We start from the raw sequence: 10,801 nt of genomic DNA on the forward strand, positions 1-10,801 counted from the left end.
CGCACCTCTGGTATTCTCGTCGCCATGAAAAAAACTCTCCCTTTAAGCCTGATCGCAGCCCTCGGTGAAAACCGCGTGATCGGCGTCGAAAACAGCATGCCCTGGCATTTGCCGGGGGATTTCAAATATTTCAAGGCCACCACGCTCGGCAAGCCGATCATCATGGGGCGCAAGACCTGGGACTCCCTGGGCCGACCGCTGCCTGGGCGCTTGAACCTTGTGGTTAGCCGTCAGACCGGCCTGGCGCTGGAAGGTGCGGAAGTTTTTCCGTCACTGGACGCGGCGGTAGAGCGCGCTGAGGAATGGGCCAAGGCACAAGGCGTGGACGAACTGATGCTGATCGGTGGCGCGCAGTTGTATACGCAGGGGCTGGAGCAGGCGGATCGCCTGTATTTGACGCGGGTGGCGCTGAGTCCGGAAGGGGATGCGTGGTTTCCGCAGTTTGATACGAAGCAGTGGAAGCTGGTGTCGAATGTCGAGAATGCGGCTGAGGGAGATAAGCCGGCGTATAACTTCGAGGTTTGGGAAAAAGCCTAAGAGCTTCGCGAGCAAGCCCGCTCCCACATTTGACCGAGTTCTAACATGAGAATGTGGTCAAAATGTGGGAGCGGGCTTGCTCGCGAATGCGGCCTATCAGGCCTGCGCCAACTCCGCATGCTCATCCGCATTCAGCAGCGCTTTGTCCGTCTGCCCCATGACCTGGCTGGTGATCGCGCCGGCCGTCATCGAGCCATTCACGTTCAGTGCCGTACGGCCCATGTCGATCAGTGGCTCCACGGAAATCAGCAGCGCCACCAGTGACACCGGCAAGCCCATCGCGGGCAGCACGATCAGCGCGGCAAAGGTTGCACCGCCACCCACGCCGGCAACGCCGGCCGAACTCAGGGTCACAATTGCTACCAACGTCGCGATCCACAGTGGGTCCAGCGGGTTGATGCCTACGGTCGGCGCGACCATCACCGCCAACATCGCCGGGTAGAGGCCGGCGCAGCCGTTCTGGCCGATGGTGGCGCCGAACGAGGCGGCGAAGCCGGCGATGGATTGCGGGATGCCCAGGCGGCGGGTCTGCGCTTCAATGCTCAGCGGGATCGCCGCCGCGCTGGAGCGGCTGGTGAAGGCAAAGGTCAGCACCGGCCACACCTTGCGGAAGAAACGCAGCGGGTTGATCCCGGCCAGGGACAGCAGCAGGCCGTGCACCACAAACATCAGGCCCAGGGCAAGGTACGAGACCACGACAAAACTGCCGAGCTTGATGATGTCCTGCAGGTTGGAACCGGCGACCACTTTGGTCATCAGCGCTAATACGCCGTACGGCGTCAGCTTCATTACCAGGCGCACCAGGCGCATCACCCAGGCTTGCAGGGTGTCGATGGCGTTGAGCACTTTCTGGCCTTTTTCCACGTCATCCTTGAGCAGCTGCAGTGCGGCAACCCCAAGGAAAGCAGCGAAAATCACCACGCTGATGATCGAGGTCGGCTTCGCTCGGGCCAGGTCGGCAAACGGGTTGGCCGGCACGAACGACAGCAGCAGTTGCGGGATATTCAGGTCGGCGACCTTGCCGGCGTAATCACTCTGGATCACCTGCAGGCGCGCCATTTCCTGGGTGCCGGCCACCAGGCCTTCGGCGGTGAGGCCGAACAGGTTGGTCAGGCCGATGCCGATCAGCGCCGCAATCGCGGTGGTAAACAGCAGTGTGCCGATGGTCAGGAAGCTGATCTTGCCCAGTGACGAGGCATTGTGCAGGCGCGCCACGGCGCTGAGGATCGAGGCGAACACCAACGGGATCACGATCATTTGCAGCAGTTGCACGTAGCCGTTGCCGACCAGGTCGAACCAGCCGATGGAGGCTTTGAGCACCGGGTTGCCGTCGCCGTAGATCGTGTGCAAGACAGTGCCGAACACCACGCCGAGTACGAGCGCAACCAGCACCTTCTTGGCGAGGCTCCAGTTGGTGCGACGAGTTTGTGCCAGGCCCAGCAGCAGGGCCACGAACACCAGTAAGTTGAGAATCAGGGGCAGATTCATTGAAGCTCCGTTGAGAAGGCAGCCAATCGCGTGAGCCTGCGATTGCGAACCGGAAAGCCTAACAGCTTGAAATATATTGATTTAATACCGATATGGAATGGTGACTGTCGTTTTTGGAATAAGCATCTGGCGCGCATGCACACGCCTTTGGCGCAATCACGACGCAAGCGGTCGCGCTCGGGCGGTAACTGTCACAGGGATTTGTTAGCGTCGATGTTTTTAACTCAGGGAGAAAACGCATATGAAGCTCGCTTCGAGATTGTTTGCCGCCGCGCTGTGTCTGGGCCTTGCCGGACAAACCATGGCCGCCACCGAGTTGAAACACTGGCCGGCACCGGCTGCCGAGCAACTGAACAAAATGATCGCCGCCAACGCCAACAAGGGTAATTACGCGGTGTTCGACATGGACAACACCAGCTACCGCTACGACCTCGAAGAATCCCTGCTGCCCTACATGGAAAACAAGGGCCTGATCACCCGCGACAGTCTTGATCCTTCGCTCAAGCTTATGCCGTTCAAAGACACCGCCGACCATAAGGAAAGTCTGTTCAGTTACTACTATCGCCTCTGCGAAGTGGACGACATGGTCTGCTACCCGTGGGTTGCCCAGGTGTTCTCCGGTTTCACCCTCAAGGAGCTCAAGGTGCAGGTCGATGAGCTGATGGCCTCCGGCAAGCCCGTGCCGGTCAGCTATTTTGAAGGCGACGTGGTGAAGCAATCTGAGGTGCAGCCGCCGAAAGTCTTCACCGGCCAGGCCGAGCTGTACAACAAGCTGATGGAAAACGGCATCGAAGTGTATGTGATGACCGCCGCGTCGGAAGAGCTGGTGCGCATGGTCGCCGCCGATCCGAAGTACGGCTACAACGTCAAGCCGGAGAATGTGATCGGCGTGAGCACCTTGCTCAAGGACCGCAAGACCGGCGAGCTGACCACCGCGCGCAAGCAGATTGCCGCCGGCAAATATGACGAGAAGGCCAACCTCGGCCTGGAGCTGACCCCGTACCTGTGGACCCCGGCCACCTGGATGGCGGGCAAGCACGCAGCCATCCTCACCTACATCGACGAATGGAAAAAACCGGTGATCGTCGGCGGCGACACACCGACCAGCGATGGCTACATGCTGTTCCACGATGTGGACGTGGCCAAGGGCGGCATCCACCTGTGGATCAACCGCAAGGACAAATACATGACCCAACTCAACGGCATGATCGCCAAGCATGCGGCGGCGCAGGCCAAGGAAGGGTTGCCGGTGACGGCGGACAAGAACTGGGTGATCGTCAAGCCTGAGGAGATTCAGTAACACCGAGGCGCGCCCATCGCAGGCAAGCCAGCTCCCACATGAACCGAGTTCGTTCAGGCTCAGCCTGCCCGTGTGGGAGCCCGGCTTGCCGGCGATGGCGTCAACGAGATCAATACAGGACTCAAGGCCGCCATCGCCGGCAGCCAGCTCCCACATGAGCCGAGTTCGTTCAGGCTCAGCCTGCCCCTGTGGGAGCCCGGCTTGCCGGCGATGGCGTCAACGAGATCAATACAGGACTTAAGGCCGCCATCGCAGGCAAGCCAGCTCCCACAGTTGATCTGCAGTGTTTTGGAGCGTTGTTCCAGGCAAAAAAATGCCCCGCACTTGGCGGGGCATTTTTTATGCGCGAGGCTTACAGGCCGTCGAGCATCGCTTTGTTACGCACTGCACCCTTGTCGGCACTGGTGGCCAGCAGGGCATAGGCCTTCAACGCAGTGGTGACTTTGCGCGGACGCTTCTCGACCGGCTTCCAGCCTTTCTTGTCCTGCTCGACCCGGCGTGCCGCCAGTTCTTCATCGCTGATCAACAGGTTGATCGAACGGTTCGGAATGTCGATCAGCACCTTGTCGCCGTCCTGCACCAGGCCAATCGCGCCACCGGCAGCGGCTTCAGGCGAAGCGTGGCCAATGGACAGGCCGGAAGTACCGCCGGAGAAACGTCCGTCGGTCAGCAAGGCGCAGGCTTTGCCCAGGCCCTTGGATTTCAGGTAGGAGGTCGGGTAAAGCATTTCCTGCATGCCCGGGCCGCCTTTCGGGCCTTCGTAGCGGATGATCACGATGTCGCCGGCCTTCACTTCGTCGGCGAGGATGCCGCGCACGGCACTGTCCTGGCTTTCGAAGATCTTCGCGTTGCCTTCGAACACATGGATCGACTCATCCACACCGGCGGTTTTCACCACGCAGCCATCCAGTGCGATGTTGCCGTACAGCACGGCCAGGCCGCCTTCTTGGGAGTAGGCGTGTTCGACACTGCGGATGCAGCCGTTTTCACGGTCGTCATCCAGGGTGTCCCAACGGGTCGACTGGCTGAACGCAGTCTGGGTCGGGATGCCAGCCGGGCCAGCCTTGAAGAAGGTGTGCACGGCTTCGTCGTCAGTCTGGGTGATGTCCCACTTGGCGATGCCTTCGGCGATGGACGCGCTGTGCACGGTCGGCAGGTCGGTGTGCAGCAGGCCGCCACGGGCCAGCGAGCCGAGGATCGAGAAGATCCCGCCGGCACGGTGCACGTCTTCCATGTGGTACTTCTGGATGTTCGGCGCGACCTTGCACAGTTGCGGCACGTGACGGGACAGGCGGTCGATGTCGCGCAGGTCGAAATCGATCTCGGCTTCCTGGGCCGCGGCCAGCAAGTGCAGGATGGTGTTGGTGGAACCGCCCATGGCGATGTCCAGGGTCATGGCGTTTTCGAACGCCTTGAAGTTGGCGATGTTGCGCGGCAACACCGACTCGTCATTCTCGCCGTAGTAGCGCTTGCACAGTTCGACGATGGTGCGGCCGGCCTGCAGGAACAGCTGCTCACGGTCGCTGTGGGTGGCCAGTGTCGAGCCGTTGCCCGGCAAGGCCAGGCCCAGGGCTTCGACCAGGCAGTTCATCGAGTTGGCGGTGAACATGCCGGAGCACGAACCGCACGTCGGGCAGGCGCTGCGCTCGTATTCCGCGACCTTCTCGTCAGAAGCGCTGGAATCGGCGGCGATGACCATGGCGTCGACCAGGTCGAGGCCGTGGGAGGCCAGTTTGGTCTTGCCGGCTTCCATCGGGCCGCCGGAGACGAAGATCACCGGGATGTTCAGGCGCAGGGCGGCCATCAGCATGCCAGGGGTGATCTTGTCGCAGTTCGAGATGCACACGATGGCGTCGGCGCAGTGGGCGTTGACCATGTACTCCACGGAGTCGGCGATGATCTCGCGGCTCGGCAGCGAGTACAGCATGCCGTCATGGCCCATGGCGATGCCGTCATCCACGGCGATGGTGTTGAATTCTTTCGCTACACCGCCGGCACGTTCGATCTCGCGGGCGACCAGTTGGCCCAGGTCCTTGAGGTGGACGTGGCCCGGTACGAACTGGGTGAACGAGTTGGCAATCGCGATGATCGGCTTCTTGAAGTCGTCATCTTTCATCCCCGTGGCGCGCCACAGTGCGCGCGCGCCGGCCATGTTGCGGCCATGGGTGGATGTTTTCGAGCGGTAATCTGGCATGGAGCACTCCGGGCGGCTAATCAGGTAACTACTACTGGGGAGTGAGCTTCTATTGACGTCTGGAACACTCAGAAAATGGCCGTGTGTCCGGAAGTTGCCACTCGCGTCGCGGGATCGCCGCGTGCTTGGGCCTCGAGCTCATAAACCCGCCGGGGGATGACTGGCGATGAATACGCCCGATTCTACACCGCTGGCGGCTGGAGGGAATGGCCGTAAGTGTGGAGATAGCGGCTACAGGACGTGTGGGCGGTGTTTGGCCCATTCATTCAACCCCAGGCCCAGAGCACTCAGAATCAAAAAGCACAATCCGAGGGTGGTGCTCAGATTGTGCGTCAAAGTACTGATCAGAGCACTGATCAACCCACCGGCAATGAATATCACAACCGTGGTGGATGATGCGGCCGCGCCTGCGGAGTGGGGGAAAAGGTTCATGGCCCGTGAGTTTGAAATTGGCCTGGTGATGGTGGTACCGGCTGTGCAGATCAGCATTGGAATCAAAACGGTCCAGGTGGAAATATCGTTCCCATAGGCCAGCAACAACATTACCCCACCGGATGTCGCGATTAACCACAAGCCGGTCGCGATCTGGGTGTTGGCCAGTAACCGTTTGTTCAACCAGCCCGCTGACACGCCGCCTAACACATAAGCTGCGCCATAAAGCAGCAAGACCTGTGAGTACTGATAGGGCGACAGCCCTAACTGGTCCATGAAAATGATGGGGGATATGACGATAAATGAAAAATGGCAGGCAAAGGTGATTCCGGAAATCGTGGCGTAACTGACGAAATGGCGATCTGCAAAAATTTGCGCGTAGCCCTTGAGAATAGTGTGGCGGCTTGGATGGACGGCGGGTTGGGTGTCGCTGAGTAGTCGATAGGTCATAAACAGGAGCAATATGGCAAAGGCTGTAAATACGTAGAAGCTGGCCTGCCACCCCCAATGCGTTTGCAGCCATGCACCAACTAATGGCGAGATCGAAATGAAGATACCTCCGGCGGTCACGATTGCGATCCGCAGTCGCTCCTGTTCCTTGCCCACGAACATATCCTGAACCAACGCTTGAGACAGCACAAAGCCGCCACAACCAACGGCTTGAACTACTCGGAAAAGTAAGAACTGTGAATAGTTATTGGCGGTTATGCAGCCAATTGCACCAACAATCGCCACGGTCATGCTGGCCAGTAGCAGCTTCTTGCGACCTATCCTGTCGGATAGCGGCCCTATCCACAGCAACGAGCAAGAAAAGCCAATCGCGAAAAGGCTGATGGACCGAGCGATATCCACTGTTGAGGTTTGAAAGTGTTCGGCAAGCGCGGGAAATGAAGGGAGTACGACGTCGAGGGGAAATACACCCAGCAACGTCAGGATCATCAGCAGTGCGATGAGAAAAGGTTTCGTTGTGGGCTTTGTGGCGCTGTGCATTTACATGGACTCTATTCCTTGAGGGGGTCGAGGATCGAGTCTGGAGCGAGGAAAGTCAAAGCAAGAGAGGGTATGAAAATTCCTGGATTCCTGTAGGAGCCTGCTGGCTCCTACAGTCAGTCTCAGCGTTAGCTATTCGGCAACAACCGGCACGTAATGCTCTTGATATACCGCGTCTCGGCAATCGCCGGGTGCACCGGGTGGTCCGGGCCCTGGCCGCCGCGTTCGAGCATCTGGATATTGCGGTCCAGGTGACGGGCGCTGGTCAGCAGGATGTTTTGCAGGTCGTCTTCGGGCAAGTGCATCGAGCACGACGCGCTGACCAGGATGCCGTCCTTGCTGAGCAGGCGCATGGCTTGCTCGTTCAGGCGGCGATAGGCGCCTTCGCCGTTTTTCATGTCTTTCTTGCGTTTGATGAAGGCCGGCGGGTCGGCGACGATCACGTCGAAGCGTTCTTCGCTGGCTTTGAGCTCCTTGAGGGCCTCGAACACGTCGCCTTCGATGCAGGTCATCTTCTCGGCGAAGCCGTTCAGCGCGGCGTTGCGCTCCACGCCATCAAGGGCGAAGGCCGAGGCGTCGACGCAGAACACTTCACTGGCGCCGAAGGCCGCAGCCTGCACGCCCCAGCCGCCGATGTAGCTGTACAGGTCGAGCACGCGCTTGCCTTTGGCGTACGGGGCCAGGCGTGCGCGGTTCATGCGGTGGTCGTAGAACCAGCCGGTCTTCTGGCCCTGGATCACCGGGGCTTCGAATTTCACGCCGTTTTCTTCCAGCGCAACCCATTCCGGCACCAGGCCGAACACGGTTTCGACGTAGCGGTTGAGGCCTTCGGCGTCGCGCGCGGCGGAATCGTTCTTGAACAGGATGCCACTCGGCTTGAGCACTTGGGTCAGGGCGGCGATCACGTCTTCTTTATGCGCTTCCATGGTCGCCGAAGCGATCTGCACCACCAGGATGTCGCCGAAACGGTCGACCACCAGGCCTGGCAGCAGGTCGGAATCGCCGTAGACCAGGCGGTAGAACGGCTTGTCGAACAGGCGATCACGCAGGGACAGCGCGACGTTCAGGCGATGCACCAGCAGCGACTTGTCCAACGGCAACTTGATGTCGCGCGACAGCAGGCGAGCGCAGATCAGGTTGTTCGGGCTCATGGCCACGATGCCCAGGGTCTTGCCGCCGGCCGCTTCGAGGATGGCCTGGTCGCCCGCCTGGAAGCCGTGAAGTGGGGTGGCGGCCACGTCGATTTCGTTGCTGTAGACCCACAGGTGGCCGTTGCGCAAACGACGATCGGCGTTGGCTTTGAGACGCAGGCTTGGCAGGGACATGACGTCGCTCCGGAAAAAAGAGCGGGAGTATACCCTTTGCGCACCCGTTCATGTGGGAGCTGGCTTGCCTGCGATGCAGACGGCGCGGTGTATCTGACGTACGGCGGTGATGCAATCGCAGGCAAGCCAGCTCCCACATTTGATCGCGGTTCGGTTCGGGTTTTTGAGGTGTCGGTCGCCTTTGCTTAGAGGTTAGAATCCCCGCCTAGCCCAGAGTATGTACTTATGTCCCAAGAGCTTTCCGCCGAACAGATCCAACAGGCCCTGCAAGGCATCAGCGTGCCGCCCCAGCCGCAAATCATGGTGGATTTGCAGATGGAGCAATACATGCCCGACCCGGACCTGGAAGTGATCGCGCGATTGATCTCCCAGGACCCGGGCCTGTCCGGTGCGTTGCTGAAAATCGTCAACTCGCCGTATTACGGCCTGAGCAACAAGATCGCCTCGATCCAGCGCGCGGTGAACCTGCTGGGCAGCCGTTCGATCATCAACCTGATCAACGCGCAGTCGATCAAGGGCGAGATGAGCGATGACACCATCGTCACCCTCAACCGCTTCTGGGACACCGCCCAGGATGTGGCGATGACCTGCCTGACACTCGCCAAGCGCACCGGCTCGCAAGCCGTCGACGAGGCGTATGCGCTGGGCCTGTTCCACGATTGCGGCGTGCCGCTGATGCTCAAGCGCTTCCCCAACTACATGGCGGTGCTGGAAGAGGCCTATGGCAATGCCGGCCCCGACTGCCGTGTGGTCGACACCGAGAACAACGCGTTCAACACCAACCACGCGGTGGTCGGCTACTACACCGCCAAGTCCTGGCGCCTGCCGGAACATGTAACCGACGCCATCGCCAACCACCACAACGCCCTGGCGATTTTCAGCGATGAGTCGTCGCGCAACTCTCAGCTGAAAAACCTGCTGGCGATCCTGAAAATGGCCGAGCACATCTGTTCGTCGTACCGGGTGCTGGGCAACCAGGCGGTCGATCATGAATGGAATGCGATCGGGCATATGGTGCTGGACTACGTGGGCCTGTCGGACTACGACTTCGAGAGCATGAAGTTGTCGATCCGCGAACTGGGCGCGCACTGACCCTTCCTTCAAGAGGTACACATGCCCGAGTTACCAGAAGTCGAAACCACCCGGCGCGGGATTGCGCCGCACCTGGAAGGCCAGCGGGTCAGTCGCGTGGTAGTGCGCGAGCGACGCCTGCGCTGGCCGATCCCGGAAGACCTGGATGTGCGCCTGTCCGGGCAGCGCATCGTGCTGGTGGAACGGCGGGCCAAGTACCTGTTGATCAACGCCGAAGTCGGCACCTTGATCAGCCACCTGGGTATGTCGGGCAACTTGCGGCTGGTGGAAGTCGGCATGCCGGCGGCCAAGCATGAGCACGTGGACATCGAGCTGGAATCGGGTATGGCCCTGCGCTACACCGACCCCCGGCGCTTTGGCGCGATGCTTTGGAGCCAGGACCCGCACAACCATGAGCTGCTGATTCGCCTGGGGCCGGAGCCGTTGACCGACCTGTTTGATGGTGAGCGTTTGTTCCAACTGTCCCGCGGCAAGTCGATGGCAGTGAAGCCATTCATCATGGACAACGCGGTGGTGGTGGGGGTGGGCAATATCTACGCGACCGAGGCGCTGTTTGCGGCGGGGATCGATCCGCGTCGCGCGGCTGGAGGCATTTCACGGGCGCGTTATTTGAAGCTGGCGATCGAGATCAAGCGCGTACTGGCCGCTGCTATTGAGCGGGGTGGCACGACGCTGCGGGACTTTATCGGTGGCGACGGGCAGCCGGGCTATTTCCAGCAGGAGCTGTTCGTCTACGGCCGCGGGGGCGAGGCGTGCAAGGTCTGTGGGACCGAGCTGCGCAATGTGGTGCTGGGGCAGCGGGCGAGTGTGTTTTGCCCCAAGTGCCAGAGCTGATTGCCAGGTGATGGCTGTTGCTGCCTTCGCGAGCAAGCCTGCTCTCCCATTCGACCGCATTCTCATTTTGGAACTCGGTCAACTGTGGGAGCGGGCTTGCTCGCGAAGAGGCCCTTACAGTCACTAAAGAATCTCAGGCCTTGCCGGTAATCAACCGATACTTGGCCATCAACTGCTCTTCCGTTTCCGGATGGGCTTCATCCAGCGGAATGCAATCCACCGGGCACACTTGCTGGCACTGAGGCTCGTCGTAGTGGCCGACGCACTGGGTGCACAGGTTCGGGTCGATCACGTAGATCTCTTCGCCCTGGGAAATCGCAGCGTTCGGGCACTCGGGTTCGCAGACGTCGCAGTTGATGCAATCGTCGGTGATGATCAGGGACATGGAAACTCCTGCCAGGGCTGTCAGCCAAGGCATCTGAAAACTAATGCGCGCAATTGTGCCGCATTGGCGCCCGCAGTGCGAGTGCACATGACCTGCGGCCAACTGGCATGCTGACCTGTAGCGAGCGGGCTTGCCCCGCGTTGGGCTGCGAAGCGGCCCTGAAACAGGCGGCTGTGCGCTGGCTGAAACTACGCGGTGGCTTTAATCGGGCCGCTTCGCAGCCC

General features: G+C 60.4%; 9 protein-coding genes. 4 read left to right on the top strand and 5 right to left on the bottom strand.

Going from position 1 to position 10,801, the window contains the following annotated elements; genetic code table 11:
* Positions 1-24: 24 nt before the first annotated feature.
* Positions 25-537: a dihydrofolate reductase gene (locus tag QMX97_RS23145; protein ID WP_282397681.1), complete on the top strand. Its 513-nt coding sequence runs from the start codon at positions 25-27 to the stop codon at positions 535-537.
* 96 nt (positions 538-633) lie between these two features.
* Here QMX97_RS23145 and QMX97_RS23150 read toward each other — a convergent pair whose 3' ends face one another.
* Positions 634-2,025, bottom strand: coding sequence for an L-cystine transporter (locus tag QMX97_RS23150; protein WP_065902204.1), 1,392 nt, complete (start codon positions 2,023-2,025; stop codon positions 634-636).
* Between the two features lie 301 nt (positions 2,026-2,326).
* Between QMX97_RS23150 and QMX97_RS23155 the strand changes: the two genes are divergently transcribed.
* The gene (locus QMX97_RS23155) at positions 2,327-3,325 is read left to right on the top strand and encodes a haloacid dehalogenase-like hydrolase (protein WP_168167063.1); all 999 of its coding nucleotides are present in this window, start codon (positions 2,327-2,329) and stop codon (positions 3,323-3,325) included.
* A gap of 352 nt (positions 3,326-3,677) precedes the next feature.
* Here the strand turns inward: QMX97_RS23155 and ilvD are convergent, their stop codons facing one another.
* The 3 genes from ilvD to QMX97_RS23170 all read right to left on the bottom strand — a co-directional run bounded on the left by ilvD (position 3,678) and on the right by QMX97_RS23170 (position 8,266).
* Positions 3,678-5,519 (bottom strand): dihydroxy-acid dehydratase, encoded by a 1,842-nt coding sequence (gene ilvD, locus QMX97_RS23160; protein ID WP_065902201.1) that lies wholly within the window; start codon positions 5,517-5,519, stop codon positions 3,678-3,680.
* Between the two features lie 231 nt (positions 5,520-5,750).
* Complete coding sequence (locus QMX97_RS23165) at positions 5,751-6,941, bottom strand: multidrug effflux MFS transporter (RefSeq protein WP_282397682.1); 1,191 nt, start codon at positions 6,939-6,941, stop codon at positions 5,751-5,753.
* Between the two features lie 128 nt (positions 6,942-7,069).
* Entirely contained in the window at positions 7,070-8,266 is a 1,197-nt protein-coding gene (locus QMX97_RS23170; protein ID WP_003195152.1) for a class I SAM-dependent rRNA methyltransferase, read from the bottom strand.
* Between the two features lie 279 nt (positions 8,267-8,545).
* Here QMX97_RS23170 and QMX97_RS23175 point away from each other — a divergent pair, with 279 nt between their 5' ends.
* Both QMX97_RS23175 and mutM read left to right on the top strand, forming a co-directional pair.
* Entirely contained in the window at positions 8,546-9,358 is an 813-nt protein-coding gene (locus tag QMX97_RS23175; protein WP_177343930.1) for an HDOD domain-containing protein, read from the top strand.
* 21 nt (positions 9,359-9,379) lie between these two features.
* Entirely contained in the window at positions 9,380-10,192 is an 813-nt protein-coding gene (mutM, locus tag QMX97_RS23180; RefSeq protein ID WP_065902194.1) for a bifunctional DNA-formamidopyrimidine glycosylase/DNA-(apurinic or apyrimidinic site) lyase, read from the top strand.
* 133 nt (positions 10,193-10,325) lie between these two features.
* Here the strand turns inward: mutM and QMX97_RS23185 are convergent, their stop codons facing one another.
* The gene (locus QMX97_RS23185; RefSeq protein ID WP_017139475.1) at positions 10,326-10,577 is read right to left on the bottom strand and encodes a YfhL family 4Fe-4S dicluster ferredoxin; all 252 of its coding nucleotides are present in this window, start codon (positions 10,575-10,577) and stop codon (positions 10,326-10,328) included.
* Between the last annotated feature and the right edge of the window lie 224 nt (positions 10,578-10,801).

Origin of the sequence: Pseudomonas sp. PS01298, assembly GCF_029959745.1 — a bacterium.
GTDB lineage: Bacteria > Pseudomonadota > Gammaproteobacteria > Pseudomonadales > Pseudomonadaceae > Aquipseudomonas > Aquipseudomonas aylmerensis.

Coding starts and splice junctions, on each gene's coding strand:
- QMX97_RS23145 (WP_282397681.1), top strand. CDS start 25: ATGAAAAAAACTCTCCCTTTAAGCCTGATCGCAGCCCTCGGTGAAAAC.
- QMX97_RS23150 (WP_065902204.1), bottom strand. CDS start 2,025: ATGAATCTGCCCCTGATTCTCAACTTACTGGTGTTCGTGGCCCTGCTG.
- QMX97_RS23155 (WP_168167063.1), top strand. CDS start 2,327: ATGGCCGCCACCGAGTTGAAACACTGGCCGGCACCGGCTGCCGAGCAA.
- ilvD (WP_065902201.1), bottom strand. CDS start 5,519: ATGCCAGATTACCGCTCGAAAACATCCACCCATGGCCGCAACATGGCC.
- QMX97_RS23165 (WP_282397682.1), bottom strand. CDS start 6,941: ATGCACAGCGCCACAAAGCCCACAACGAAACCTTTTCTCATCGCACTG.
- QMX97_RS23170 (WP_003195152.1), bottom strand. CDS start 8,266: ATGTCCCTGCCAAGCCTGCGTCTCAAAGCCAACGCCGATCGTCGTTTG.
- mutM (WP_065902194.1), top strand. CDS start 9,380: ATGCCCGAGTTACCAGAAGTCGAAACCACCCGGCGCGGGATTGCGCCG.
- QMX97_RS23185 (WP_017139475.1), bottom strand. CDS start 10,577: ATGTCCCTGATCATCACCGACGATTGCATCAACTGCGACGTCTGCGAA.